The 25843-nt window shown below is 67.3% G+C and carries 28 protein-coding genes; 10 read left to right on the top strand and 18 right to left on the bottom strand.

Annotated features, from left to right (window positions below):
• Positions 1–48: 48 nt before the first annotated feature.
• Entirely contained in the window at positions 49–1446 is a 1398-nt protein-coding gene (locus J2X06_RS04650; protein WP_310058887.1) for an L-serine ammonia-lyase, read from the bottom strand.
• A gap of 100 nt (positions 1447–1546) precedes the next feature.
• Here J2X06_RS04650 and J2X06_RS04655 point away from each other — a divergent pair, with 100 nt between their 5' ends.
• Positions 1547–1801 carry a glutaredoxin family protein gene (locus J2X06_RS04655; RefSeq protein ID WP_310058890.1) on the top strand — a complete coding sequence of 85 codons (255 nt, stop codon included), beginning with the start codon at positions 1547–1549 and terminating at the stop codon, positions 1799–1801.
• Between the two features lie 14 nt (positions 1802–1815).
• Here the strand turns inward: J2X06_RS04655 and J2X06_RS04660 are convergent, their stop codons facing one another.
• The 4 genes from J2X06_RS04660 to J2X06_RS04675 form a co-directional block, all read right to left on the bottom strand.
• Entirely contained in the window at positions 1816–1968 is a 153-nt protein-coding gene (locus J2X06_RS04660) for a hypothetical protein (RefSeq protein ID WP_310058893.1), read from the bottom strand.
• A gap of 150 nt (positions 1969–2118) precedes the next feature.
• The gene (locus J2X06_RS04665; RefSeq protein ID WP_310058896.1) at positions 2119–2679 is read right to left on the bottom strand and encodes a YceI family protein; all 561 of its coding nucleotides are present in this window, start codon (positions 2677–2679) and stop codon (positions 2119–2121) included.
• Entirely contained in the window at positions 2679–3269 is a 591-nt protein-coding gene (locus J2X06_RS04670) for a cytochrome b (RefSeq protein ID WP_310058898.1), read from the bottom strand. The genes J2X06_RS04665 and J2X06_RS04670 overlap by 1 nt, the downstream gene beginning before the upstream one ends.
• On the bottom strand, positions 3266–3976 hold the full coding sequence (locus tag J2X06_RS04675; protein ID WP_430539491.1) for a YceI family protein: 711 nt from the start codon (positions 3974–3976) through the stop codon (positions 3266–3268). The genes J2X06_RS04670 and J2X06_RS04675 overlap by 4 nt, the downstream gene beginning before the upstream one ends.
• 155 nt (positions 3977–4131) lie before the next feature.
• Here J2X06_RS04675 and J2X06_RS04680 point away from each other — a divergent pair, with 155 nt between their 5' ends.
• Positions 4132–7656, top strand: a complete 3525-nt coding sequence (locus tag J2X06_RS04680) for a two-component regulator propeller domain-containing protein (protein ID WP_310058900.1) — start codon at positions 4132–4134, stop codon at positions 7654–7656.
• A 27-nt stretch (positions 7657–7683) separates the two neighbouring features.
• On the opposite strand, the gene J2X06_RS04685 is transcribed toward J2X06_RS04680, so the two are convergent.
• From J2X06_RS04685 to J2X06_RS04705, 5 genes are all read right to left on the bottom strand, one after another.
• A complete protein-coding gene (locus tag J2X06_RS04685; RefSeq protein WP_310058903.1) occupies positions 7684–7920 on the bottom strand; it encodes a hypothetical protein in 237 nt (78 codons plus the stop codon).
• A gap of 523 nt (positions 7921–8443) precedes the next feature.
• Positions 8444–9538, bottom strand: a complete 1095-nt coding sequence (gene hemE / locus J2X06_RS04690; RefSeq protein ID WP_310058905.1) for a uroporphyrinogen decarboxylase — start codon at positions 9536–9538, stop codon at positions 8444–8446.
• Between the two features lie 118 nt (positions 9539–9656).
• A complete protein-coding gene (locus J2X06_RS04695; protein WP_310058908.1) occupies positions 9657–9911 on the bottom strand; it encodes a WGR domain-containing protein in 255 nt (84 codons plus the stop codon).
• A gap of 103 nt (positions 9912–10014) precedes the next feature.
• On the bottom strand, positions 10015–11118 hold the full coding sequence (gene aroB / locus J2X06_RS04700) for a 3-dehydroquinate synthase (RefSeq protein WP_310058912.1): 1104 nt from the start codon (positions 11116–11118) through the stop codon (positions 10015–10017).
• Complete coding sequence (locus J2X06_RS04705; protein ID WP_310058915.1) at positions 11115–11696, bottom strand: shikimate kinase; 582 nt, start codon at positions 11694–11696, stop codon at positions 11115–11117. The genes aroB and J2X06_RS04705 overlap by 4 nt, the downstream gene beginning before the upstream one ends.
• A gap of 112 nt (positions 11697–11808) precedes the next feature.
• Here J2X06_RS04705 and J2X06_RS04710 point away from each other — a divergent pair, with 112 nt between their 5' ends.
• Positions 11809–12012: a dodecin family protein gene (locus tag J2X06_RS04710; protein WP_310058917.1), complete on the top strand. Its 204-nt coding sequence runs from the start codon at positions 11809–11811 to the stop codon at positions 12010–12012.
• Positions 12013–12024: 12 nt separating this feature from the next.
• On the opposite strand, the gene J2X06_RS04715 is transcribed toward J2X06_RS04710, so the two are convergent.
• Complete coding sequence (locus J2X06_RS04715) at positions 12025–12843, bottom strand: kinase (protein ID WP_310058919.1); 819 nt, start codon at positions 12841–12843, stop codon at positions 12025–12027.
• A 17-nt stretch (positions 12844–12860) separates the two neighbouring features.
• Here J2X06_RS04715 and pdxH point away from each other — a divergent pair, with 17 nt between their 5' ends.
• Positions 12861–13463, top strand: a complete 603-nt coding sequence (pdxH, locus tag J2X06_RS04720) for a pyridoxamine 5'-phosphate oxidase (RefSeq protein ID WP_310058922.1) — start codon at positions 12861–12863, stop codon at positions 13461–13463.
• The gene (locus J2X06_RS04725) at positions 13460–14260 is read left to right on the top strand and encodes a cobalamin-binding protein (protein WP_310058924.1); all 801 of its coding nucleotides are present in this window, start codon (positions 13460–13462) and stop codon (positions 14258–14260) included. Before pdxH ends, J2X06_RS04725 begins: the two co-directional genes overlap by 4 nt.
• A 92-nt stretch (positions 14261–14352) precedes the next feature.
• Here J2X06_RS04725 and J2X06_RS04730 read toward each other — a convergent pair whose 3' ends face one another.
• Genes J2X06_RS04730 through J2X06_RS04740 form a run of 3 tightly spaced genes read right to left on the bottom strand, consistent with a single transcriptional unit; the run spans position 14353 to position 16411 of the window.
• The gene (locus tag J2X06_RS04730; protein ID WP_310058926.1) at positions 14353–14865 is read right to left on the bottom strand and encodes a DUF4426 domain-containing protein; all 513 of its coding nucleotides are present in this window, start codon (positions 14863–14865) and stop codon (positions 14353–14355) included.
• A gap of 23 nt (positions 14866–14888) precedes the next feature.
• Positions 14889–15707, bottom strand: a complete 819-nt coding sequence (gene proC / locus J2X06_RS04735; protein WP_310058929.1) for a pyrroline-5-carboxylate reductase — start codon at positions 15705–15707, stop codon at positions 14889–14891.
• Positions 15704–16411, bottom strand: coding sequence for a YggS family pyridoxal phosphate-dependent enzyme (locus J2X06_RS04740; protein ID WP_430539492.1), 708 nt, complete (start codon positions 16409–16411; stop codon positions 15704–15706). Before J2X06_RS04740 ends, proC begins: the two co-directional genes overlap by 4 nt.
• A 150-nt stretch (positions 16412–16561) precedes the next feature.
• Between J2X06_RS04740 and J2X06_RS04745 the strand changes: the two genes are divergently transcribed.
• Both J2X06_RS04745 and J2X06_RS04750 read left to right on the top strand, forming a co-directional pair.
• Positions 16562–17599: a type IV pilus twitching motility protein PilT gene (locus J2X06_RS04745; RefSeq protein ID WP_310058932.1), complete on the top strand. Its 1038-nt coding sequence runs from the start codon at positions 16562–16564 to the stop codon at positions 17597–17599.
• Between the two features lie 76 nt (positions 17600–17675).
• Positions 17676–18818 (top strand): PilT/PilU family type 4a pilus ATPase, encoded by a 1143-nt coding sequence (locus tag J2X06_RS04750; protein ID WP_310058935.1) that lies wholly within the window; start codon positions 17676–17678, stop codon positions 18816–18818.
• Positions 18819–19111: 293 nt separating this feature from the next.
• Here J2X06_RS04750 and J2X06_RS04755 read toward each other — a convergent pair whose 3' ends face one another.
• Together J2X06_RS04755 and J2X06_RS04760 are read right to left on the bottom strand one after the other, a co-directional pair.
• Positions 19112–19669, bottom strand: a complete 558-nt coding sequence (locus J2X06_RS04755) for a DNA-3-methyladenine glycosylase I (protein ID WP_310058938.1) — start codon at positions 19667–19669, stop codon at positions 19112–19114.
• Between the two features lie 9 nt (positions 19670–19678).
• Positions 19679–21388: a dipeptidyl-peptidase 3 family protein gene (locus J2X06_RS04760; RefSeq protein WP_310058941.1), complete on the bottom strand. Its 1710-nt coding sequence runs from the start codon at positions 21386–21388 to the stop codon at positions 19679–19681.
• Positions 21389–21476: 88 nt separating this feature from the next.
• On the opposite strand from J2X06_RS04760, the gene J2X06_RS04765 reads away from it, so the two are divergent.
• The 3 genes from J2X06_RS04765 to J2X06_RS04775 are packed head-to-tail and all read left to right on the top strand — an operon-like array spanning position 21477 to position 23490.
• Complete coding sequence (locus J2X06_RS04765; RefSeq protein WP_310058944.1) at positions 21477–22043, top strand: YqgE/AlgH family protein; 567 nt, start codon at positions 21477–21479, stop codon at positions 22041–22043.
• On the top strand, positions 22043–22564 hold the full coding sequence (gene ruvX, locus J2X06_RS04770; protein ID WP_310058947.1) for a Holliday junction resolvase RuvX: 522 nt from the start codon (positions 22043–22045) through the stop codon (positions 22562–22564). The genes J2X06_RS04765 and ruvX overlap by 1 nt, the downstream gene beginning before the upstream one ends.
• A complete protein-coding gene (locus J2X06_RS04775; RefSeq protein ID WP_310058950.1) occupies positions 22561–23490 on the top strand; it encodes an aspartate carbamoyltransferase catalytic subunit in 930 nt (309 codons plus the stop codon). Before ruvX ends, J2X06_RS04775 begins: the two co-directional genes overlap by 4 nt.
• 79 nt (positions 23491–23569) lie before the next feature.
• Here the strand turns inward: J2X06_RS04775 and J2X06_RS04780 are convergent, their stop codons facing one another.
• Both J2X06_RS04780 and mgtE read right to left on the bottom strand, forming a co-directional pair.
• On the bottom strand, positions 23570–24361 hold the full coding sequence (locus J2X06_RS04780; protein ID WP_310058953.1) for an alpha/beta hydrolase-fold protein: 792 nt from the start codon (positions 24359–24361) through the stop codon (positions 23570–23572).
• A 102-nt stretch (positions 24362–24463) separates the two neighbouring features.
• Positions 24464–25825: a magnesium transporter gene (mgtE, locus tag J2X06_RS04785; RefSeq protein ID WP_310058955.1), complete on the bottom strand. Its 1362-nt coding sequence runs from the start codon at positions 25823–25825 to the stop codon at positions 24464–24466.
• Positions 25826–25843: the final 18 nt, after the last annotated feature.

A 25843-nucleotide genomic window follows, 5' to 3' on the forward strand; every position in this document is an offset into this window, starting at 1 on the left:
AACCAATCGCTAAAAAGCCGCCGTCCCGCGGCGGCTTCGCTTACGCCATCAGCACTCGATGACGTTGACCGCCAGGCCGCCGCGGCTGGTTTCCTTGTATTTGTCCTGCATGTCGCGGCCGGTGTCGCGCATGGTCTTGATGACCTTGTCGAGGCTGACCTTGTGCTTGCCGTCGCCGCGCATCGCCATGCGGCTGGCGTTGATCGCCTTCACCGCGCCCATCGCGTTGCGCTCGATGCAAGGGATCTGCACCAGTCCGCCGATCGGGTCGCAGGTCAGGCCGAGGTTGTGCTCCATGCCGATCTCGGCGGCGTTCTCGATCTGGCCAGACGTGCCACCGAGCGCGGCGGTCAGTCCTGCCGCGGCCATCGAGCAGGCCACGCCGACCTCGCCCTGGCAGCCGACTTCGGCGCCAGAGATCGAGGCGTTCTCTTTGTAAAGGATGCCCACCGCAGCCGCGGTCAACAGGAACGTCCGAACGCCCTGGATGTTGGCGCCCGGGATGAAGCGATCGTAGTAATGCAGCACCGACGGAATGATGCCGGCCGCGCCGTTGGTCGGCGCGGTGACGACGCGACCGCCGGCGGCGTTCTCCTCGTTGACGGCGAGGGCGTACAGGTTGACCCAGTCCAGCGTGGTCAGCGGGTCTCGCATCGCCGCCTCCGGACGCGAGGACAGTTCGTGGTGCAGCGACGGCGCACGGCGCGCGACGTGCAGTCCGCCCGGCAGCGTGCCCTTCTCGCGGATGCCGCGCACGACACAGGCCTGCATGGCGTTCCAGATCTCGTCGAGTCCGGAGTTGATCTGCTCCGGCGTGCGCCAGACCTGCTCATTGGCGTACATCAGCTCGGCGATGCTGAGGCCGGAGCGCTCGGACTGCGCCAGCAGCTCGTCGCCGGAATGGAACGGGTAGGGGAGATCCGTGGTGTCGGCGACGATGCGGTCTTCCGCGGCCTCGTCCTGGTTGACCACGAAGCCGCCGCCGACGGAGTAGTAGTCGCGCGTGGCGATCACCTCGCCGTCCGCGTCGAACGCGGTGAAGCGCATGCCGTTGGTGTGGAACGGCAGCTTCTGCCGCTTGTTCATGATCAGGTCGTGCTTCTCGTCGAAGCCGATCTCGTGTTCGCCGAACAGGCGGATGCGCTTCTGGCTGCGAATGCGTTCGAGTGCGGCCGGAATCATGTCCGGGTCGATCTCATTGGGCCAATGCCCTTCCAGCCCCATCAGCACGGCCTTGTCGGTGCCGTGGCCGCGGCCGGTCAGCGCCAGCGACCCGAACACTTCGGCGCGGACGCGGGCGGTGCGGGCGAGGTCGCTGCCGTCACCGGGGCCGCCTTCGATCAGCCAGCGCTGGACGAAGCGGGCGGCGGCACGCATCGGGCCGACGGTGTGGGAGGAACTCGGCCCAATGCCGATCTTGAACAAATCAAAACTGCTGACGGCCACGCGCGGTACTCCTGAAGCCCCGCGAGGGATGGCAAGCGGGGCGATCCCGGTATTCTACGCGCCCCGATGGGCCTGGCCCGCCATACTGCTGCGCATTGCGATGTCCGACGACACTCCCGTGCTGATGCCCGAGCTGACGCTGTTCCAGCGCGATGACTGCCATCTGTGCGACCTCGCCCTGGAGGTGCTGGCCGCCGCACGCTCGCCGGAGTTCGAAAGTGTGTTCATCGACGAGGATGACGGACTGGAGGCGCGCTACGGCATCCGCGTGCCGGTGCTGCGCGACGAGGCGCGGGGGCTGGAACTGGATTGGCCTTTCGACGTCGAGGGCGTGCTGCGCTTTCTCGCCCGATAGCGAGGGCTCATCCATCAACCCTGCCGTTTGAAGTACTGCACCTCGCGCTCGTGTTTTTCCGCGGCAGCGCGCGTGCGGAAAGTGCCCAGATTGCGGCGCTTGCCGGTGCGGGGATCCTTCTTGCGCGAGTACAGCCGGTATTCGCCCGATGCCAGTTTGCGGATCATGCGCGATCTCCCGGATGAGATAGCGGCATGGAGACATGCGGCACGTAACCGCGCTGTCCAAGGCGCGTCGTGATCGCGTGAAGCGCCCTCATGAACGAACGGAGCCTTGCGGCTCCGTTCATGCTTCAGCGTCGTTGGCGCGTACTGCGGTCACTTCGCCGGCGCGAAAACCACCTTCGTGCTGACCGCCACTTCATTGGGGATCAGCGCGGTATCGGCCCAATCGCCGGTGCCGACGCCGAAGTCCAGGCGCTTCACGATGGCCTTGCCGTTGAGCACCGGCTGCGCGCCAGGCGTCCAGGTGAAGGTCAGCGTGACCGGTCTGGTCGCGCCACGCAGGCTCAGCGTGCCGTCTGCGGCGTACTGGTTGCCCCCCAGGCTGCGGAACTTCGTGGCGGTGAAGCGTGCCTGCGGGAACTTGCCGATGTTGAAGAAATCGGTGTCCTTGAGGGCGTCGTCACGATCGCTGTTGGCCGTGGTGACGCCGGCAAGCGGAATGACCACGTCGAGCTTGGACGTCGCCAGTTGCTTTGGATCGAAGCTCAGCTTCGTGTTGAAGCTGGGGAACCGACCGGTGAAGCCCTCGCCTTCGTACTTGCTGGCAAACGTCAGGCTGGAGCCGGCCGACTGCACGTAATCGGCCGCGAAGGCCGGGGCGGCCAGTGAAGTCGCGGCTAACAGGACAGCAGCCAGCGGAAGTTTGATCGACATCAACGGATCTCCGAAGCGGGGGAGTTGGGGGAGGGCGCGCGTCGGCGCGCCGGCAGCATGCGGGTCAGCGTTGCGTCATGCTGGAACAGATGGTGATAGAGCGCCGCCGCCGCATGCGCCGCGACCAGGGCGACCAGCACCCAGAACAGCCATTCGTGCCAGTCGCGCATCACCGGTTGCAGCGGCTGGCTGGGGGCGGCGAGCTTGGGCACCTTGAACAAGCCGAACCAGCGCAGCGGACGCAGCCCGCTGACCGAGTCGAACAGCCAGCCCGACAACGGAACGGCGATGGTCAGCACGTACAACAGCCAGTGGGTGATGCCGGCCACGCGCTCCTGCCAACGTGGCGTGCCCGGCACCGGACGCGGCGCGCCGGCATACCAGCGCCACAGCAGGCGGATCGCCACCAGTGCGAACGCGGTCAGGCCGGCCGACTTGTGCAGGTCATAGACCCAGAAATAACGCGGCGATTTCGGTAGTTCGACCATCACCAGGCCGACCACGGCCAGGAGCAGGATCAACGCCACGATCAGCCAGTGCAGCAACTGGCTGACTGGGCCCCAGCGGTCGGCGGTGTTCTTCAGGGTCATGGAGTCGGGTCCGGGGTGGGCTCGGGCGGCGTCTTTTCAGTAGAGGCCGGTGGGGCGGGTTCTGGTTCAATTGGCGGTTCAGCGGACGGCGGGGATTCCGCTTCGGACGGGAGTTGCGTCGACGAACCGCCGTGCACGGCCTCGGCCTCGATGCGCAGCTCGACGCTGTCGCCGATCACGTTCTTCCAGGCGTTGATGCCGAAATCGGAGCGGCTGAGCGTGCCGGTGGCCGAGAATCCGGCGGTGCGCCGGAACGGCGGCAGCGGATGGCGCTTGACCGCGTTGAGCGTGACATCCAGGCACAGCGGCCGAGTCACGCCGCGCAGGGTCAGCTCGCCGCAGACCTTGGCATGGTCGGCGTCGACCGGCTCCACCGTGGTGGAGACGTAATGTGCGTCCGGGTGCCGCTGGCCATCGAGCAGGTTGGTGGCCAGCACGGCGGTGTTCCATTTGGCATCGCCCAGGTCCAGCCGCTGCAGCGGCACGTGCACGTCGAGCCGGGCACCGTTCCAGTTGTCGCGATCGAACAGCAGCGTGCCGGTGCTGCCCGACACGGTGCCCAACGCCTTGGAGAAACCGGCGTGTTCGACCGCGAAAAGCACGCGTGTGTGCACCGGATCCAACTCAAAGGGTTCCGGGCCGGCGGCATGGGCGCTGGACCAGGCGCCGAGAAACAGGCCGAGCAGCGGGAAGGCAATGCGTTGCATGGGCTCGTACCGGTGGTGGGCCAGGTCGATTCTAGGAGGAGAGTTGCCGGGGGCGCACATCATGCCGGCGCAAGGACCGCCCTGAAGGCTTGCGCATGCAACGATGCGTTGCGAGGATTCCGATGCCCCTCGGGGAGCGGGCGAGAGGACGAAAGATGCGACGTTGCACAATGATCGTGCTGTGGATGCTTGCATTCGCGGCTGGGATGCCGGCATGGGCGGGGTTGCCGGAGACACCGCATCCGCGCCAGTTCACGGTCGCCAACGGGCTTCCGTCCAACCGCATCAACGGCATCGCCGAAGACCAGCACGGCTATCTGTGGATCGCCACCAGCGACGGGCTGGCCCGCTACGACGGCATCGATTTCCGCATCTGGCGAGTCGAGCAGGGATTGCGTGACAACTTCGTGTGGTCGGTGCATGTGGACGCTCGCAATCGCGTGTGGATCGGCACGCGCCAGGCCGGCGTCGCGATGCTGGATGCCTCGCGCAGCCGGTTCCGCTACTTCAACCGGGCCAACACCCCCGTCATCGCCAGCGACGACGTGTGGTCGGTCGCGTCGACGAAGGACGGCGCCATCTGGTTCGGCACGGCCGATGCTGGCTTGTACCGTATCGCGGCTGACGACAAGGTGACCCGCTTCATGCCGCGCGCCGACGATGCACGCAGCCTGCCCGATGCCAGCATCGGGCAACTGGCGCGTACTCCCGATGGCGCGCTGTGGATCGGCACCAAGGCAGGCGTGGTTCGCTGGAACGGGCGCGACTTCGAGCGGGTTCCGGCGTCGGCGTTGAACTCGCCCGCCATCAATGGACTCACCGTCGAGCCTGACGGCACCTTGTGGATCGGCACGCCCGAAGGCGTGAGTGTGCGCCGCTCCAACGGCAGCTACTCGAAGGCGCCATGGCGCGAGCAGGGTGTGAGCGACCAGATACTGCATGTGCTCCTGCGCGACCGCAGCGGCCAGTACTGGTTCGACATAGCCGCGGGGCTCGGCCGCGACGGCGATGGCGCGGTCTCGGTCGTGCCGCTCTACAGCGAGGCGGCCAATGGCCTGGTGCGGCCGTCGTGGGTCGGCGCCTACGAGGATCGCGAAGGCGGCGTGTGGTTTGCCAGCTACAACAGCGGGCTGTGGTACCTGCCGGCGAACTGGCGCCGCTTCGCCGCGTTGTCGCGTCGCCTGGACGACACAACCACGATCGCCAATGCGCATGTGCGTGGCATCGCACCGGCCGCCAACGGCGACATGTGGCTGGTGGGCACCGGTGGCGTGCTGGACCGGCTCGATCCCGAAAGCGGGCGCGTGCAGCACGTCTACCAGGACGTCGGCAAGGGCTACGTGCTGGCCAGTGTGTTCGAGGACCGTAGCGGCATCGTCTGGGTGAGCTACCAGCACGGGCTGGCGCGGATCGAACCCGTCACCGGGCGGCTGCAACGCTGGCATCGCGACGACCGCGTCGATGCAGCACTGGCCGGCGACGGCTATTTCGCCCAGACCTCGGACGGCCTGATCTGGATCGCCACGGAAGGCAGCGGCGTCCAGGCCCGCGACGGCGACGGCCGGGTGCAACTGACGGTCGTCCCCGGTGATGGACGCGGCCTGCCACGGGACATGGCGTTCCAGCAGATCGGCATTGCGCCGGACGGTGCGCTCTGGCTCGCCGGATCGCGCGGCCTTTATGCGTGGAATTCCGGTGCCCGGCGTTTCGAACCCGTGCCAGGCGCTCCCGGCGATCAGGTATACGGTTATGCCAGCGGGCCCGGGGATCGCGTATGGCTGGCCAGGCTCGGCGCTGTCGAGGCCTATCGCTGGGATGGCGCCGGCCTGAAGCTGGAATTGCGCATCGACGCCCAGCATGGCTTTCCTGCACTCGAACCCAGCGGCTTGACCCTCGATGCCGCAGGACTGGTATGGCTGACCAGCGTGCGTGGGTTGATCAGGGTCGATCCGGAGGCGGCGTCGGTGCGGGTCTACGGAGTGCGCGATGGTCTGCCGGGCCAGGAATTCGAGGACGCTCCGGTGGCTCGTCCCGGCGACGGCCGGATACTGGCCGGAAGCACCGATGGCCTGGTGCTGTTCGATCCTGCGGCAGTCCGGCCCGCGGACCAGGCGCCGCAACTGATCGTGGAAGCCATCGATGTCCGGCATGGCGATGAACGAACAGCCTTCACGCCGGGGCAGGCGTTTTCCATCAGCCACGACGATCGCGATCTGCGCATCGTGGCGCGCCTGCTGTCGTTCAACGACGCCCACAACCATGCCTATCGATTCCGCCTGAGCGGTTACGACCGCGACTGGGTCGATGTCGACTCGGCCGGCGAGCGCACTTTTTCGCAGCTCAGGCCCGGTCAATACCGGTTGGAAGTGAAGGCGCGCGCGGCCGACAACGTGTGGTCGCGCGTGCAGTCGATCGAATTCAGCGTGTCGCCACCATGGTGGCAGACGTGGTGGGCCATCGCCGGTTTCGCCGGACTGGGCGTCCTGCTGTTGTGGACCCTGGCCGATACCTATCGCCTCAGGCTCAAGCGCCGTCATGCCTGGCAGTTGGCCGAGCAGAAACGCAAGCTGGCCGAACACGCTTCATTGGCCAAAACCCAATTCCTCGCCACGCTGGGGCATGAAGTGCGCACGCCGATGACCGGCGTGCTCGGCATGAGCGAACTGTTGCTGGGTACGCCGCTGGACGCGCAGCAGCGCGGCTATGCCGAGTCGATCCACAATGCCGGCGAACACCTGCTGCGCCTGGTCAACGATGCCCTGGATCTGGCCCGCATCGAGTCTGGCCGCCTGGAACTCGCCGATGGAGTGTTCGACCTGCGTGCCGTGGTCGATGAGGCCGGTGCACTGATGGCGCCACTGGCCCAGCGCAAGGGTTTGGCCTTTGCAACGCATGTGGAACCCGACGCGCCGCAGGGATTGCGTGGCGATGCGATCCGGATCCGCCAAATACTGTTGAACCTGCTGGGCAATGCGATCAAGTTCACCGAGCAGGGGCGCGTCTGTCTGCGGGTGTCCGCGCTGACGCCACAGGGCGTGCGTTTCGACATCATCGATACCGGTCCGGGGCTCAACGAGGAACAGCAGGCACGATTGTTCCGGCGCTTCGAGCAGGCCGATGGTGCGCGCACCAGTGCGCGCTATGGCGGCAGCGGCCTGGGCCTGGCGATCTGCCAGGAACTGGCCGAAGCCATGTCGGGTCAGGTCACGGTCGACAGCCGTCCGGGAGAGGGTGCGTGTTTCAGCGTCAGCCTGCCGCTGTCGGAAGCCGAGATCCAGACCGTCGACGTGACGGCCGCCGCCGCAGCGCCGGCGTCGGTACGTCCGCTGTCGCTGCTGCTGGTCGAGGACGACCCGACGGTCGCCAACGTGATCGCCGGTTTGCTGCGCGCGCAAGGCCATCGCGTGACCCACGCGGGCCATGCGCTGGCTGCCTTGGCGGAAGTGGCGACGCTGCCTTTCGATGCCGCGTTGCTGGACCTCGACCTGCCCGGCATGGACGGCTTCGCGCTGGCGCGGCAGTTGCGGGCGCAGGGCTTCGACCGGCCGCTGATAGCGCTGACGGCACGGGCGGATGCGGAGGCGGTACCGCTGGCGCTGGCGGCCGGGTTCGACCGTTTCATGCGCAAACCGGTGACGGGCGCGCTGTTGACCGAATTGCTGGAAGACGCCGTGACCTGACCGGTTGCGGAAAAACTTTCCGGCCGCTCAGGCCAGCGCGTCGAGTCCGCTGCCGCAGCGGATGGGTGCAGCGACGACCAGTTCACCGGTTTCGCCGTACACGCGAACGACCACGCTCCGACGGCTGATCCTGGCGTGCAGATGGGCATCCCGCCGTCCCGCAGTGGCGGCTTCGTGCGGGGTCGAATGACAAAGGAGCGTGGACGGCGCCGGTACGCACGAGCCGGCGGAGCCGAATTCGCGGATTTCGACGCGGTAGCTCACTTTCTTGCCTCCGCCTGCCTGGCGTCGTGCGAGGAGTGGCCGGTTCCGGCGGGCGCTATGGCGTGGGCCATCAAAGCCAGCGCCGCCACCGTCAGCCAAACGACCAGGAAGCGGCGCGCGCCTTGCCGGATACGCTCGGCGCGGCGGTCGTTACGTGATGCGCGGTAAACGACATGCGCCATCGGAGGCCCTGCCCGGAAATCGTGCTGTGAAGCCACTGTTGAAGAAGGCGCCCCGGCCCAGCTGAACCCGTTGCTCAAGCGGGCGGCCTATATTCCTTTGCCGAGCGGTGATTCCTTGACCATCGCAAAGGCCGGGCTGCCGGGGCGCAGTCAGAATGCTGTACAGCCGGGAAACCTTCAGTCAGCGGACGGCGCGCAGCCGCGTAGGAAATTTCCTACGCGAGTCGCTCGTCCGCTCGATGGGATTCCGGCCCTAGCATCCTGACCGCACGCACAGCATGGCTGTCCCGCTGCCTACGTCGGGTGAAGACTGCCGACTCGATGGCTTGGCCGCTTGATGATCAGCGGGCGCTCAGTTCCTGCACAGCCGCGACCAGCGCGGCGACGTGATCGGGGCTCATGTCGGGCGACATGCCATGCCCGAGGTTGAAGACGTGACCCTCGCGCGACCCGCCATTGCCGGCCGCGTAATCGTCGAGCGCACGGCCGACTTCGCGACGGATCGCGTCCGGCTGCGCGTACAGCGTGACCGGATCGAGGTTGCCCTGGATCCCGACCTTGCCGCCGGTGCGGCGCGCGGCTTCGCCCAAGTCGACCGTCCAGTCGACACCGACCCCTTCGGCACCGCTGGCGGCCAGTTCCTCGAGATACGTGCCGTTGCCCTTGCCGAACAGGATCAGCGGAGCCTGCTCGTCGCCGCGCGGCAGTTCCTGCGCGATGCGCTTGAGGTAGCGCAGCGAGAACTCGCGGTACATCGACGGCGACAGCACGCCGCCCCAGGTGTCGAAGACCTGCAATGCCTGCGCGCCGGCCTGGCGCTGCGCGTGGAGATAGGCGATGACCGAATCGGTGACGACCTCCAGCAAGCGGTGCATCGCGGCCGGATCATTGAGCGCGAGCGACTTGACCTTGGAATAATTGTCGCTGCCGCCGCCTTCGACCATGTAGCAGGCCAGCGTCCACGGGCTGCCGGAAAAGCCGATCAGCGGCACCGAACCGTCGAGTTCGCGGCGGATCGTGCTCACCGCGTCCATTACGTAGCGCAGTTCGTTGCCCATGTCGGGAACCGCCAGCCGCGCGATGTCGTCATGGCTGCGGATAGGGCGTTCAAACTTGGGACCTTCACCTTCCACGAAGTACAGGCCCAGCCCCATCGCGTCGGGCACGGTGAGGATGTCCGAGAACAGGATGGCCGCGTCGAGCGGGAAGCGGCGCAGCGGCTGAAGCGTGACCTCGCAGGCCAGGTCCGGATTCTTGGCCATCGCCAGGAAGCTGCCGGCGGCGGCACGGGTGGCGCGGTACTCCGGCAGGTAGCGACCGGCCTGCCGCATCAGCCACACCGGCGTGCGGTCCACCGGCTGGCGGCGCAGCGCGCGCAGGAAGCGGTCGTTCTTCAGCGTGGCGGACAGGGTCGGGGCAGGGGCGGTGGCGGTCATTCGGGGTCTCGGGCGCGTGGGGTCGCGCGGGGCAGGTCGGCATTATCGCCGGAGCGCGAGTGGCGCGGGCTGGCGGATCGCCGCCGCGCGCCAACCCGGAGCGTTCCAGGCAGGGCCTTTATTTCGGGGCGTCGGCACCCTGCACGAACATCAGCTGGAAGCCGCGCTTGAGCTGCTGGTCGCGCGCGTGCTCCAGCGCGGTCAGGGCGCTGGTGTGGTCGAGGAACTGCTCGCGCCGCAGCGTGCTGCGACCGCCGATCTGGCCCGACTCGCGCACCAGCGTCCAGCCGCCGAGCAGGTCGGGCTGCAGCATCAGTTGCACGAAGCGCGGGGCCTCGCGGCCGTCCGGCCGTTGTTGCAGTAGCAGGCGCATGGGAAAGATTGTACGGGACGCGGAGAGAGCAGGTCCGCCCGGGTATCAGGACTCCGCTGTCCCGAGAACCAGCCGCCTCAAGGAGGTTGCGCGCGTCGGGCCGTCAGCCCGCGCGCAGCACCTCGAGCACGGCCTGATCCGGAACCCCGGACACCACCGTCGCATCGCCGATATGGTTCAGCAGGATGAAGCGCAGCCCGCCCGCCACGGCCTTCTTGTCCAGCCGCATCCGGGCCAGCAGCGCCGGGGCATCGAGTCCTGCGGGAATCGCGGTCGGAAGGCCCAGGTGTTGCAGCAGCGTCTCGACACGTCGGGCATCGGAGAGCGGCGCCCGGCCTACCGCGGCGGACAGCCTTGCCGCCAGCACCATGCCGACGGCGACCGCTTCGCCATGGTTGAGGGCATCGCGATCGGTGCCGGCGTAGCCCAGTTCGCATTCGATGGCATGCCCGAAGGTGTGGCCGAAGTTCAGCAGCGCACGTTCGCCGTGCTCGAAGGGGTCGCGCGACACCACCTCGGCCTTGTACTGACACGATCGCGCGATCGCCTCGGCGAGCGCGGCGTCTTCGCCGGCGACCAGGGCGCTGGCGTGCGCTTCCAGCCAGCTGAAGAAATTCTCGTCGAAGACCGCGCCGTACTTCACCACCTCGGCCAGGCCCGCGCGCAGTTCGCGCGCCGGCAATGTGCGCAGCACGGCGGTGTCGGCAATGACTGCGCGTGGCGCGTGGAACGCGCCGACCAGATTCTTGCCGGCGGGCAGGTCCACCGCGGTCTTGCCGCCGACGGAGGAGTCGACCATCGACAGCAACGTGGTCGGAATCTGCACCACGTCTATCCCGCGCATCCAGCACGCCGCGGCGAATCCGGCAAGGTCGCCGACCACGCCGCCGCCGAGCGCGATGACGGCGGCATCGCGGGTCGCGCCAAGCGCGGCCAGCGCATCCAGGCACTCGCAGAAACGCGCCAGCGTCTTTTCCTGTTCGCCTGCCGGCATCACGTATCGGGCCACGTGCAGCGCCGGCCGCCCAGAACGCAGTGCCGCCTCCACGCGGTCGGCATAAAGGGGCGCCACGTTGGCATCGCTGACGATCAAGGCATGCTTTCCGCGCAGCGTGTGGGCGATGCGCGCATCACCGAGCAGCCCGGGCCCGATCAGGATGTCGTACCGCGCCTCACCGTCGACCTTGACCGTATGCAGTGCGCTCATGACGGAACCCTCCTTTGGCTGCGTGCGGCGGCGATGGGCCAGTGGATTTCCAGCAGCTGCGCCAGCCTTTCGGCGGCCTCGGCTTCGGAATGGCCATTGGTATCGAAACGCAGGTGTGCAACCTGCGAATACAACGGCTCACGTACACGGGCCAGGTCGTGCAGGACCTGCTCGCGGTCGCCGCGGGCCAGCAGCGGCCGGGTGCGATCATGGGCCAGGCGTCGCAGTTGCTGCTCGACGCTGGCGTGCAGGTGCACGACGAAGCCGCGCTGGCGCAGCAACGCGCGATTGCCGGCATCGAGCACGGCGCCGCCGCCAGTGGCCAACACCAGGCCGTCGCCGCTCAGCAACTCGGCCAGTGCCACACGCTCGCGTTCTCGGAAGCCGGCCTCGCCTTCGCTTTCGAAGATGCGGTTGACACTGGCGCCGGCACGCGACTCGATGGCGTGGTCGACGTCGGCCAGGCGCAGTCCGAAGCGGTCGGCCAGGCTGCGGCCGATGCTCGACTTGCCTGCACCCATCGGGCCGACCAGGACCAGGTTGGATGCGGCTTCGGACGGGCGTGAGGCGGTGCTCATGACGCGATTGTAGCCAGCCGCCCGCCTGTGCGCCGTCCATGCGTGGCATTAACGCCGCGCGGCGTACGGTCCCGGTGCGCCGGAAATCCACCGCCGGCCACGGAGAATCGTCATGTCGGTAGCCAAGGTCATCGAGCTCAAAGCCGCGTCGAAGACGAGCATGGAGGATGCGGTCAAGGCCGGTCTGAAGAAATGCGCCGAATCGGTAAAGGGCATCCAGGGCGCCTGGGTCAAAGACATCAAGGTCGTGACCGACGAAAAGGGCAAAGTCACCGAATGGCGGGTCGACCTCAAGGTCACCTTCGTCATCGAGTGACCGGCCCGTGTCTCAGGGCTGAGGCCGGCGTCGTTCGTCCAGGCGCAGGGTGAAATCAGCCAGCCCAGGCAGGCGTCGCAGGGCCTGCCGGCTGACGCGCTCGAACAACTGCACGAAACGCTCCAGTTGTGGACGCGTCATGCCGATTGGCGCGCGCGCGCCGGCTTGTGCCTGCAGCGCCTTCTCCTGCTGCCAGCGCCATTCCGGCACGGTGGCGAAACTTGGGGGCTGCAGGAACAGCAGCCGATCCAGCCGCGCCCAGAGCGCGGGATAGTCGCGAGCAAGCGTGTCGTTGCAATAGCGTCGCCAGACGCCGTTGCGGTCCTCGTCGCGCTCCACCGCATTGATTGGCTCCAACAACTCGTCGGCCGTCTGTGGCGGCGTCTTCAGGAACCAGCCTTCGAACAGCACGAGGTCGACGTCGGCCGCTTTGGGCCAGCGCGATGGCGGCAGGCGGGTGTCGGCCAGCTTGTTGAAGCGCGGCAGGCGCGCCGGCAGGCCGACGCGCAGGCGGTCCAGCACATCGCAGGCAAGCGCCACTTCGTGCGTGCCGGGCGGGCCGCGCGTCGCCAACAGAGGGTGCACTTCGCGGGCCAGGCGCAGGCGTTCGCGACGGCCGAGGTAAACATCGTCGATGGACAACGTGGCCACGCGCAGTCCGCGTGTCAGCCCCAGGCGCGACACCTGCGTGGCGAGGGTGGACTTGCCCGATCCCTGCAGGCCCGCGATCGCGTAGATGCGCGCGCCGTGGGCCAGCGCATCGTCGAGGACCTGGCAGACGATGGCGTCATCGAAACCGACCGGGGTCGAAGGATGCAGTCGTGGCGACATCGGCCCACAATATCGCAATGACGACTTCCGCCTTGCTCAAAGAAGCCCTCGATACGTTCGCGCAGTTGTTTGAAGACGCGCGGGCCGCCGGCGAGCCCGATCCGACCGCGATGACGGTTGCCACAGCCTCGCTCGACGCGCGGCCGTCGGCGCGTACCGTGCTGCTCAAGGCCTTCGACCAGCGGGGCTTCGTGTTCTACACCCACCTCGACGGGCGCAAAGGCCGCGAACTGCAGGCCAACCCGCACGCGGCACTGCTGTTCTACTGGCCGCGCGTGCGCAGCGGCGTGCAGGTGCGGATCGAAGGACCGGTCGAGATCGTCGGCGACGCCGAGGCCGATGCCTACTTCGCCACTCGTCCGCGTGGCAGCCAGCTCGGCGCCTGGGCCTCGAAACAGTCGGAAACCCTGGATTCGCGCGATGCCTTCGAGCGGCGCCTGGACCAGGCCGAGCACGAGTTCGCCGGCCGCGATGTGCCGCGTCCCGAGCGCTGGACCGGGCTGCGGGTGCGGCCGCAGATGGTCGAGTTCTGGTACGGCGCCGACTTCCGGCTGCACGAACGCCAGTGCTACGAAATGGATGCGGCGGGCGACTGGCACAAGAGGATGCTGTATCCATGATCGGCCCGCGCCGCATCGTGTGCCTCACCGAGGAGCCGACCGAGACGCTGTACGCATTGGGTGAGCAGGACCGGATCGTCGGCATCAGCGGTTTCACGGTGCGTCCGGCGATCGCGCGCAAGGAGAAACCCAAGGTCAGCGCCTTCACCAGCGCCAAGATCGGCGAGATCCTGAAGCTGCAGCCGGATTTCGTCATCGGTTTTTCCGACATCCAGGCCGACATCGCCGGCGAGCTGATCCGCCACGGCGTCGAGGTGTGGATCAGCAACCATCGCAGTGTCGAGGGCATCCTCGATTACATCCGCCGGCTCGGCGCCATGGTGGGGGCCTCCGACAAGGCCGATGCCTACGCCGAGGCACTGCAACGCGGGCTGGAGGAGATCGAACGCGAGGCCGCGGACCTGCCGCGTCGCCCGAAGGTCTACTTCGAAGAGTGGGACGAGCCGGCGATCACGGGCATCCGCTGGGTGGCCGAACTGGTCCGGATCGCCGGAGGCGACGACATATTCCCGGAGCGTGCCGCCGAACCGCTGGCGCGCCAGCGCATCCTCGAGGATCCCACCGAAGTGGTTCGACGTGCGCCCGACATCATCCTGGGCTCGTGGTGCGGCAAGAAATTCCGCCCGGAAAAAGTGGCGGCACGCCCCGGCTGGGACGCGATTCCCGCGGTCCGCGACGGGGAACTGCACGAGATCAAGTCGCCCATCATCCTGCAACCGGGTCCGGCAGCGTTGAGCGAGGGCGTGCGGGAGATCGCGGCGCTGATCCGCGCCTGGGGTCGGCGGCAGGCTGGTTAGTCGGTCCTGTCGGGGAACTGCCCCCTCTCCCGCTCGTGGGAGGCTGGGGTGATGGCGATGGCGTCGGCGCCGGAAGCCATCAGAAGACTCGCTCAGCGAGGAAAGAAATCGCGCGCGAACTGCATCGTCGAAGTCGCTCCGCCATCCAGGGCCACCGTCAGTTCGAAGCGCAGCGTATCCGGCGGCGACACGTCCACCGTGCCGATGTAGTCGAGCAGCACTTCGGTGCCGGGGCCCTTGGTCCGCATTTCGCGCATCGTGACCGGCTGGCGGCGGCCGCGCAGGTCGGTCACCGTGGCGGTGATCCTCGCCGGCACTGCCGTTTCCTGGCCCGCCGGTCCGCGACGTATCGCGACCAGCAGCAACACGCTGCGATCGTCGCGGACGATGCCGTACTCGGCGGCGACCTGGGGCGGCAGCGTCGAAGTCTGCACCGCGCTGGCGCGAACGGTGGCATCGCCTGCCTGGCTGACGGCCTCCTGCGATCCGCCCGTGGTGGCAGGCGCGGGCGTGGTGGCCGAGGTCGGTGCGGGCGCTTCCCGCGAACACGCACCGAAGGCCAGAGCGACGGCGGCAACGGCGGCGAGGGTAATCCTGCGGGTCATGGTGTTCTCCTGGGCAGCGCTAGTCAGTCGTGCGCGGCCGAAAGCTGACGGCCGCGTTCGGTCGCCGCGGCAATGGCATCGTCGACCAATGCCCGGAAGCCGCCGGCCTCGAAGGTTTCGATCGCGGCCTGCGTGGTGCCGCCGGGCGAGGTCACGCGGGCGCGCAGCACCTCTGCCGGCTCGTCCAACCGGGACAGCATCGTCGCCGCGCCGAGCAGGGTCTGCCGGACCAGGGCTTGTGCGGCGTCCGGTGCCAGGCCCTGGCGTATGCCGGCCGCCGTCATCGCCTCGGCCAGCAGGAACACGTAGGCCGGCCCGCTGCCGGACACGGCGGTCACCGCGTCCATCCGGCTCTCGTCGTCGATCCACACGGTCGACCCGACCGCGTGCAGCAGCGCAGCGGCGCGCTCGCGCCCGGCCGTGTCGGTAGCGGCGTTGGCAAACAGGCCGGTGATGCCGACCCCCAGCAGGGCCGGAGTGTTCGGCATCGCCCGTACCACCGCCTGGCCGCCGCCCAGCCATTGGTCCAGTTGCTGAGTGCCGATGCCGGCGGCGACCGAGATCACCAGCGGATGCTGCGATTGCGCCTGGGGCGCCAACTCCTCGCACACCGCACGCATCACCTGCGGCTTGACTGCCAGCAGCCAGACGCTGGCTCCGTCGGCCGCGCCCGCGGCGGAGTCGTAGACGGCCACGCCGAAGTCGCGCTGCAGCCCGTCGCGCAATGCGTCGACGGGTTCGGCGACATGCAGGGCCGAAGGCTTGTGGCCGCGCGAGGCGAGGCCGCCGATCAGGCTGCGGGCCATGTTGCCGCCGCCGATGAATGCGATGGAAAGGGTCATGCGGGGGAGTGGCCTGTAGGGTCTGGAGTCTTGGCGGGGCGTGCGCCGAACAGGGCCGTGCCGACACGGACCATGGTCGCGCCTTCGGCAATGGCGATGGCGCAGTCGTCGCTCATGCCCATCGAAAGGGTGTCGATGTCCGGATGGTCATGGCGCAGGGCGTCGAACAATTCGCGCGTTCGGGCAAACGCATCGCGCCGCCGTTCGATGTCGGGATGCGGAATCGGGATCACCATCAGGCCGCGCAGCCGCAGGCGCGGTTCGGCGGCGATGGCGGCGGCCAGCGCCCCGATCTCCTCCGGCCGGCAGCCATGCTTGCTGGTCTCGTCGTCGATGTTGACCTGGACCAGCACGTTCAGCGGCGCCCGGTCGGCAGGCCGATAGCGGGCGAGGGCGGGGACCAGTTTGATCCGGTCCACCGTCTGTACCCAGTCGAACAGCGTCGCCGCTTCTTTCGCCTTGTTCGACTGCAGGTGGCCGATCAGGTGCCATTCCAGCGCGAGCGCATTCAGCTGGCCCTGCTTGACCGTGGCCTCCTGCACGTAGTTCTCGCCGAACGCGCGCTGGCCCGCGGCGGCCAGTTCCGCGACGGCGGTCGCATCCTGGGTTTTGGACACGGCCAGCAATCGAGGCACTGGCCGTTGTACGGCCCTCGCTGCGTTATCGAGTCGTTGCAAGACGTCATGCAGGGCGTGCGTGAGCACGTCGACAAATCCTGGTATGGGGGCTGGAACGGCGGTACGGGTCCGGGGCTATACTGCCCGCAGGGGTGGTTTCGCGCCAGTTTTCGCGGGCGCAGACACGTATCGGGTCATTCCGGATCTAGTAGTTTCCGCAGTGCGGGGGGAGCACGCATGGATATCGCCGAGCTGTTGGCGTTCTCGGTTAAGAACAAGGCATCCGACCTGCACTTGTCGGCGGGACTTCCGCCGATGATTCGCGTGGACGGCGACGTACGGCGCATCAACATCCCGGCGCTCGACCACAAGCAGGTGCACGCGCTGGTCTACGACATCATGTCGGACAAGCAGCGCCGCGATTACGAAGAGTTCCTCGAAGTCGACTTCTCGTTCGAGATCCCGGGCCTGGCGCGCTTCCGCGTCAACGCCTTCAACCAGAACCGCGGCGCGGGTGCGGTGTTCCGTACCGTTCCGTCGGAAGTGCTGACGCTCGAGGACCTGGGCTGTCCGCGCATCTTCAAGGAACTGATCGACCAGCCGCAGGGCCTGATCCTGGTCACCGGCCCGACCGGTTCGGGCAAGTCGACGACGCTGGCGGCGATGGTCGACCACGTCAACAAGAACGAATACGGCCACATCCTCACCATCGAGGACCCGATCGAATTCGTCCATACCTCGCAGAAGTGCCTGATCAACCAGCGCGAAGTGCACCGCGACACGCACGGCTTCAACGAAGCGCTGCGCTCGGCGCTGCGTGAGGACCCGGACTACATCCTGGTCGGCGAGTTGCGCGACCTGGAAACCATCCGCCTGGCGCTGACCGCCGCGGAAACGGGCCACCTGGTGTTCGGCACGCTGCACACCAGTTCGGCCGCAAAGACCGTGGACCGCATCATCGACGTGTTCCCCGCCGGCGAGAAGCCGATGGTGCGCTCGATGCTGTCCGAGTCGCTGCGAGCGGTGATCTCGCAGGCGCTGCTGAAGAAGGTCGGCGGTGGTCGTACCGCTGCGTGGGAAATCATGGTCGGCATCCCGGCGATCCGTAACCTGATCCGCGAGGACAAGGTCGCGCAGATGTACTCAGCGATCCAGACCGGCCAGAACCACGGAATGATGACGCTCGACCAGCACCTGCAGGACCTGGTCAAGCGTGGCCTGATCACACGTCCGAACGCACGCGAGTACGCCAAGGACAAGCGCCTGTTCGAATGATCCACCCGTCCGGCCGTGCTGCGGCGTAGAGCGCGCCGCAGCGCATGGAACGCAACAAGCCTCACGGAGGCATCGCATGAGCACCACCGCAACCACCATCGATTTCACCTCCTTCCTCAAGCTGATGGCGCACCAGAAGGCGTCGGACCTGTTCATCACCGCCGGCATGCCGCCGTCGATGAAGGTCCACGGCAAGATCTCGCCGATCACGCAGAACCCGCTGACCCCGCAGCAGAGCCGCGACCTCGTCCTCAACGTGATGACGCCGCAGCAGCGCGAGGAGTTCGAGAAGACCCACGAGTGCAACTTCGCCATCGGCGTGTCGGGCGTTGGCCGCTTCCGCGTCAGCTGCTTCTACCAGCGCAACCAGGTCGGCATGGTGCTGCGACGCATCGAGACCAAGATCCCGACCGTCGAGGAGCTCAACCTGCCGCCGGTCATCAAGACCCTGGCGATGACCAAGCGCGGGATCATCCTCTTCGTCGGCGCGACCGGCACCGGTAAGTCGACGTCGCTGGCGGCGATGATCGGCTACCGCAACATGAACTCGACCGGCCACATCATCACGATCGAGGACCCGATCGAGTTCGTGCACAAGCACGAGGGCTGCATCGTGACCCAGCGCGAGGTCGGCATCGACACCGACAGCTGGGACGCGGCGCTGAAGAACACCCTGCGCCAGGCACCGGACGTGATCATGATCGGCGAGGTGCGTACGCGCGAGGGCATGGACCACGCCATCGCCTTCGCCGAAACGGGCCACCTGGTGCTTTGCACGCTGCACGCCAACAACGCCAACCAGGCGATGGACCGTATCATCAACTTCTTCCCGGAAGACCGCCGCCATCAGTTGCTGATGGATCTCTCGCTCAACCTCAAGGGCGTGGTCGCGCAGCAGCTGATCCCGACGCCGGACGGCAAGGGTCGTCGCGTCGCCATGGAAATCCTGCTGGGCACGCCGCTGGCGCAGGACTACATCCGCGACGGCGAAATCCACAAGCTCAAGGAGCTGATGAAGGACTCCGTGCAGCTGGGCATGAAGACCTTCGACCAGAGCCTGTTCGAGTTGTACCAGGCCGGCGAGATCAGCTATGAGGACGCGCTGCGCTACGCCGACTCGCAGAACGAGGTGCGCCTGCGCATCAAGCTGGCCCAGGGCGGCGATGCCAAGACCCTGGCGCAGGGACTCGATGGCGTCGAGGTGGCCGAAGCGCGCTGACCGCGGTCATCGCAGTTCGGTACGACGACAAGCCGGGCCATGCCCGGCTTGTTCTTTTTGTGCATCCTCAACGCCGGTCGTGACGCGGACTTAACAGGTGCCCGTTGCATGCTGTGCGCGGGGACAATCCTGTGACGAACGAATGCGTGCGCGAGGGGGCGCAGGCAGTTCGACGGATGTCGTTGCATACCCGCCATTTCCAGCCCGGCCGCTACCCTCTCCGAATTCCTCCCTATTGGCGGCCGGGCTTTTCTGTTTCGCAGTCATGCGATGGGTCTGGGCCACGGCGTGGTTCAGCGGGGCGACGTCATCCACGGAGGTTGGAGCTTCCTGATGCGCGCGTACGCCGGGCAACTCTCGCGGTGGGCGCCGGGCAGGTAGCCCAGGCTCATCAGGAACTCGCCGGTGATCTCGCCGCCGGTGAACCGGAAGGTCTTCTTGAACAGCTTCACCCATGCCGCCTTGTCGCGTGCATGGCCCTCGACCCGGTGCTGTGCGTCGAGCCATTGCGCGAAGCTTCCGTGCTCGTCGCGAAGCCCTCGGATCACCTGCGCGTTATGGATGGCGGCATCGACCTTGAGCCGGTTGCGGATGATCCCCGGATCGGCCAGCAGGCGTTCACGGTCGCGTTGGCCATAACGGGCGACCTTGTCGATGTCGAAGCCATCGTAGGCGCGGCGGAACCCGTCGCGCTTTTTCAGCATCGTTTCCCAGCTCAGGCCGGCCTGGTTGATCTCCAGCACCAGGCGCTCGAACAGCACGGCGTCGCCGCGCTGCGGGAAGCCGTATTCCTGGTCGTGGTAAGGGCCATGCAGCGGATGGCCCGGTGCGAAATCGCAATAGCCCGACATCGAGCACCCTTACGGCGTTTTTGGCGTGGCGTACTGCGACAGGCCCAGCACCTCCAGGCCCTGGTCGAAGCGGATGTCGATCGGGATCTTCGCGTCCTTCAGGCGGGCGAGGTCAGCGGCCAGCTCGGGCTTGATGACACCCATGGTCTCGGTCATGCGCTTCGCGCCGGCATAATCGCCGTCGCCCTGGATGGTCAGCAGTTTGGCGCTGAGCGCATTCATGGCCGAGCGCATCTTCTCGAAGTCGACGCGGTAGCGGCCGTCGGCATCGCGGCTGAAAGCACCCTGCTCGGCGAAGAAGTTGAAGCGGACCATGTTGGCCTTGCCATGGGCATCGCTGGCGCCGAAGCGCACCGAACGCAGGATGCCGGCGAGGAAGGTGACATAGCCGTCCATCAGCTTGGTCTTGTCGAGCTCGCCCTGCTGGCTCAGCGCATCGATCATGTACAGGCCGAGGATATCGGCCTTGCCTTCCTCGAAGCTGGAGGCGTATTCCTTCAGCGCCTCGTCCACGGTGCCCTTGCCGTCGAGCGTCTTCTTGATGCCCAGGCCGTGCGCGACCTCGTGGAACATCACGTCCTCGAAGAACGCGTCGAAGGTGACGTGCTTGAGCTGATCCTGCACGATCAGCTGCTGCGCGATCGGCGTCAGGATGGCATCGAACTTGGCCTTCATGACGTTCTCCAGCTGAAGGCGCCGGGTGCCCTTCTTCAGCTGAACTTCCTCGTCGTTGGGCAGGTTGATGGCGATGGTCTTGGCGCCGACGTTGGCGTTGCCGCCGTAGTAGACGACCTGGTAGGCGTTGAGATCGGCATTGGATCCGGGCGTCTCGGCCTTGTACTTCGAGTCGACCGGCAGGCCCTTCTGCAGTACCGGCAGCAGCTTGGCGAAGCGGGCGAGCTTCTCGCTCCACTCCACGTCCTTGACCAGCACCAGGCCTTCGTAGGCGGCCTTGTAGCCGAACAACTGGTCCTCGTACGTCTCGATGGGACCGATCACGACATCGACCGGATTGGACTTCATGTCCATCCACGCCATGTCGCTGGGGCGGAAGTTGTCGGACAGCAGCGCATCGGCGCGCATGGTGAGGTAGCTGGCGAACGTCTTGTCGGCGCTGAGCGCGGAGGCATCGCGCAGCAGGGCCGCGGCGCGCTCGAGTTCAAGCCGGTAGGCCTGGTGGTACGGCACCGTGACCAGCTTGCCGTCCGTGCCGCGCCGCAGCAGCGTGTAGTTGGACGTCTTGTCGGGCAACGCAGCCGATTCGAACTCCTGCTTGCCCATGTCGACGGGATAGAACGGACCGCCGGCAGGACGCGGACCGACACCGGCGATGAACGGCGTGTCCTCGTTGAGCCGGTCCCACGGGCCGAAGTTGACCTCGACCAGCTCGCGCGTGGGGGCATCGGGCGCACGCGCCAGCAGTTGCTCGCGATCGCCGTCCCACGATTGCTTCCAGTAGATCGCGTTCATCACGTCGCTGGCTTCGACCAGCTTGGCGATCATGCGGCGGGTGCGCTCGTCGAACCTGGACAGGTCGGCCTTCAGCGCAACCCGGGCATAGTCGCCGGCATGCGCGGCGGCGTAGGCGGCTTCGGCAGGAGGCTGCTGCGGCGCGGGCGATGCGGTCACCGCCGGTTCCGGAGCCTGGCGCTGGCAGGCGCCCAGCGCGACAACGGCGAGGCAGGATAAGGCAAGGGGACGCAGGGAGAATGCGGGCATGTGGGTCATCGATGAGCCGGGGCCAAACGCCATCCTACGCCGACCGGCGAATGCCACGCGATCACACCCCGCGCGATAGAATATGGTCATGACTGCAATGCCGACGCCCCTCGCCAATCAGTTGCTGATCGCGCTGCCGGCCCTGGCCGACACCAATTTTTCGCGCAGCGTCGCGCTGATCTGCCAGCACGACGACGACGGCGCCATGGGCATCGTCGTCAACCGCGCGTCCGAGTACACGTTGGGCGAAGTTCTGGGGCAGATGGGCGTGGAAGGCGGCGACGAAGGCATGCGTGCCCAGATCGTCCTGGCCGGCGGACCGGTGCATCCGGAGCGCGGCTTCGTACTGCACGACGGCGGCCTGCATTGGGATTCGACCATGGCGATCGCCGACGCCCTGTTCCTGACGACCTCGCGCGACATACTCGAGGCGATGGCGAAAGGCGAGGGCCCAACGAATGCGATCGTGGCGCTGGGCTGCGCCGGCTGGGGGTCGGGTCAGCTCGAGCAGGAACTGACCGAGAACGACTGGCTGACCGCGCCGGCCGACCCCGAATTGCTGTTCGCCCTGCCGCTGGAATCGCGCTGGCAGGCCGCCGCCGGACGCATCGGCGTCGACTTCGCCCATCTGGCCGATTACTCCGGACACGCGTGATGGCGTCGTCGCCCGATCATCCTCCCGAAGAAACCCCTGGCACCAACCCTCCGCGAATCCGGCGAGACGGCACCGTGCTCGGCTTCGATGTAGGCGCACGCCGCATCGGCATCGCCGTCGGTAGCGCGTTTGGCCATGGCGCGCGCGCGCTGGCCGTCGTCGACGTGCATGCCAACGGCCCGGACTGGGCGATGATCGACCGCCTGCGCAAGGAGTGGCGGCCCGACGGCATCATCGTCGGCGATCCGATGACACTGGAGGGGGGCGACCAGCCCATCCGCCAGCGTGCCCATGCTTTTGCCCGCGAACTGCACGCCCGCTATCGGTTGCCGGTGGTGCTGGTCGACGAACGCCACAGTTCCATCGAAGCCGCAGAGCGCTTCGCCGCCGACCGTGCCGAGGGTCGCAAGCGCCGCCGCGATGCCGATGCACTCGACGCGGTCGCCGCGGCGGTGATCATCGAACGCTGGCTGGCTTCGCCGGACGATGCCACCGAACTCTCCGACCTGCCCGCTGCATGAACGCCTCCAACACCGCAACGCCGCGCCACCTGCTCACCCTGGATGGCCTGTCCCGTGACGTCCTGACCGCGCTGCTGGTGCGTGCGCAGGCCTTCGCCGAAGGACACTACGACCGCCGCGCCCTCGATGGCGTTGCCGTGTGCACGCTGTTCTTCGAGCCGTCCACGCGCACCCGCATGAGCTTCACGCTGGCCGCGCAGCGGCTCGGCGCCGACGTGCTCAACTTCGACGCCTCGACCTCATCGACCAGCAAGGGCGAAACCGCGCTGGACACGATGAAGAACCTGGAGGCGATGGGCGTACGCGGCTTCGTCATCCGGCACCGCGAAGACGGCGCTGTAGCGGCGCTGGCCGGGCACGCCAATCCGGGGACGTCGCTGGTTAACGCGGGCGACGGTCGCAGCGCGCATCCCACGCAAGGACTGCTCGACATGCTGACGCTGCGCCAGGCCAAGGGCGCGGATTTCTCGCGGCTGAAAGTCGCCATCGTCGGCGACGTGAAGCATTCACGCGTGGCCCGTTCCGACCTGCAGGCGTTGCGCGCGCTGGGCGCCGGCGAGATCCGCGTCTGCGGTCCGGCTGCGCTGCTGCCCGATGACGGGACGCTGCAGGGCTGCGTGGTCTCGCACGATCTCGATGCGGCGCTGGAAGGCGTCGATGCCGCGATGATGCTGCGCCTGCAGCGCGAGCGGATGGAGGAAGGCCTGGTCACGTCGCTGGACGATTATCACCGCGACTACGGACTGACCGCCGCACGCCTGCGCCGCGCAGCGCCCGACGCCGTGGTGATGCATCCCGGGCCGATGAACCGCGGCGTGGAGATCACCGACGAAGTCGCCGACGGCCCGCAGTCGCTGATCCTCAAGCAGGTCGGCAACGGCGTGGCGGTGCGCATGGCGGTGCTGGAAGCCCTGCTGCGCGGCTGATATTCGCCCCCTCCCTTTCGCCGAAGGCGACGGGGAGGGCCGGGAGGGGGCTTTTGTTTCCGCGCCCAGATTCGACCGCTCAACGCTCCTGCGCGAACAACCACATCCACAAATCGGGCGTGGCATAGGCCGGGTCCCAGGCGTTGTGGCCAGCGTCGGCGAATTCGGTGTAGCGCACGTTGCCGCCAATCTTGCGCAGCGCCTCGACCATGTGCCGCGACTGGTCCGGCGTGACCACGTCGTCCCTGGCGCCATGGAATGCCCATACCGGCAGGTGCTGCAGGCGCGCTGCCGCGGCTGCGAATGGATCCGGTGCTTTTGCGACCCCTTCGACCTGCAGAGGCTCTTTGATGGCGGGCTGGGTGATGCCGCCGCAGACCGGCACCAGCGCGGCGAACAGGCGCGGTTCCATCAGCGCCAACTCATACACGCCATAGCCGCCGCGCGATATGCCGGTGAGCGCGATGCGGTCGTCGTCGCCGTTGAACTCGCGCACGCTGGCCTGCAGTTCCGCCAGCGCCATGCGAGCCGTCGCCCCGCTCCAGGACTGCCCTTGCGACGCCTGCGGAAAAACGACGATGGCCGGGAAGTCGGCCAGGTGCTGGCGAACATGGGTGCCCAGCCCGACCTCGGTCTGGCGCTGGTTGTCGTCGCCGCGCTCGCCGGAGCCATGCAGGAACAGGATCACCGGCGGATGCCGGCCGCCGGCTTCGCGTGAGGGTACGAACACCTGGTAGCGATGGAGGGCGCCGTCGAGCACCAGCTCCTTCTGCACGAAACGGCCGGTCTCCGGTTTGGACGGTGCGACCGAACAGCCGGCAGCGAGCAGCAACGCGAACAGGGGGAGAAGCCAGCGAGAGCGAACGGTCATGATCGGGGGTCTGGTATTTCGGTGCGCGGATTTTCCAGACCGGCCCGATGGCGCGCCCGTGTCTGCGTCGCAGAAACGCGCGGTGACATCACGGCGACGGGATCACTGCAGCAGGAGCAGCGTCGCCAGGCCGAGGAAGGTGAAGAAACCCATGACGTCGGTCACGGTGGTCAGGAAGATGCTGCTCGCCAGCGCAGGGTCGAAGCCGAAGCGCTTGAGGGTCAGCGGCACCAGCACACCGGCTGCCGCTGCCGACAGCAGGTTGAGGGTCAACGCGATGGCGATCACCAGCGACAGGCCGATGTTGTGGAACCACAGCATCACGATCACCGCCAGCAGCGTGCCCAGAGCCAGACCGTTGAGCAGCGCCACGCGGATTTCCTTCCACAGCAGTGTGCGCACGTTGGAAGCACCGACCTGGCCTAGTGCGAGGCCACGCACCATCAGCGCCAGCACTTGGGTGCCGGCATTGCCGCCCATGCCCGCGACGATCGGCATCAGCACCGCCAGAGCGACCAGCCTGTCGATGGTGCCGGCGAATTCGCCGACCACGCTGGCAGCCAGGAATGCCGTGGCCAGGTTGATGGACAGCCAGATCAGCCGGCGGCGCATCGCGCGCCAGACCGGACTGAACAGATCCTCGTCCTCGTCCAGGCCTGCGGCGCCCAGGGCCTGGTGCTCGGCCTGCTCGCGGATGATGTCGACCACGTCGTCGATGGTGATGCGGCCGAGCAGGATGTTGCTGTCGTCCACCACCGGCGCGCTGAGCCAGTCGTGGTCGGAGAACTTGCGCGCGACTTCGCCGGCGGATTCTTCCACGTCGATGGCCGGCTGCTCGTCGTCGATCAGCTTGTTGATCGGAGTGCCGGGCTCGTTGGTCAGCAGTGCCGCGACCGCGATCCGGCCCAGGTACTGGTGGCGACGGCTGACCACGTACAGATGGTCGGTATGCTCGGGCAGCTCGCCACGCAGGCGCAGGTAGCGCAGCACCACGTCGATGGTGGTGTCGGCACGCACCGTCACCACGTCGGGGTTCATCAGGCGCCCGGCGGTGTCCTCCGGATACGACAGCACCTGCTCGAGCCGCTCGCGGTTCTCGCGGTCCATCGACTTGAGGACTTCGTCGATGACCGTATCGGGCAGGTCCTCGACCAGGTCGGCGAGATCGTCGATGTCGAGGTCCTCGACCGCCGCGATGATCTCGTCCGGATCCATCTCGGCCAGCAGGCCTTCTCGCACCTCGTCGCCGACGTGCACCAGCACCTCGCCGTCGTCCTCGGCATCGACCAGGCCCCACACGATCGTGCGCTTGGCCGGCGGAAGGGATTCGAGCAGGTTGCCGATCTCGGCCGGAGACAACGTGTTGACCAGCCGGCGCACGGGCCCCAGACGGCCGCTGTCGAGCGCGTCGGAGAGCAGGCGCAGCTGGCGCGCGGTCTTGTCGTGGCGGACGGCTTCGGCCATGGGAGTCCGTTGGCGGTC

Source organism: Lysobacter niastensis, from assembly GCF_031457115.1.
GTDB lineage: Bacteria > Pseudomonadota > Gammaproteobacteria > Xanthomonadales > Xanthomonadaceae > Lysobacter_J > Lysobacter_J niastensis_A.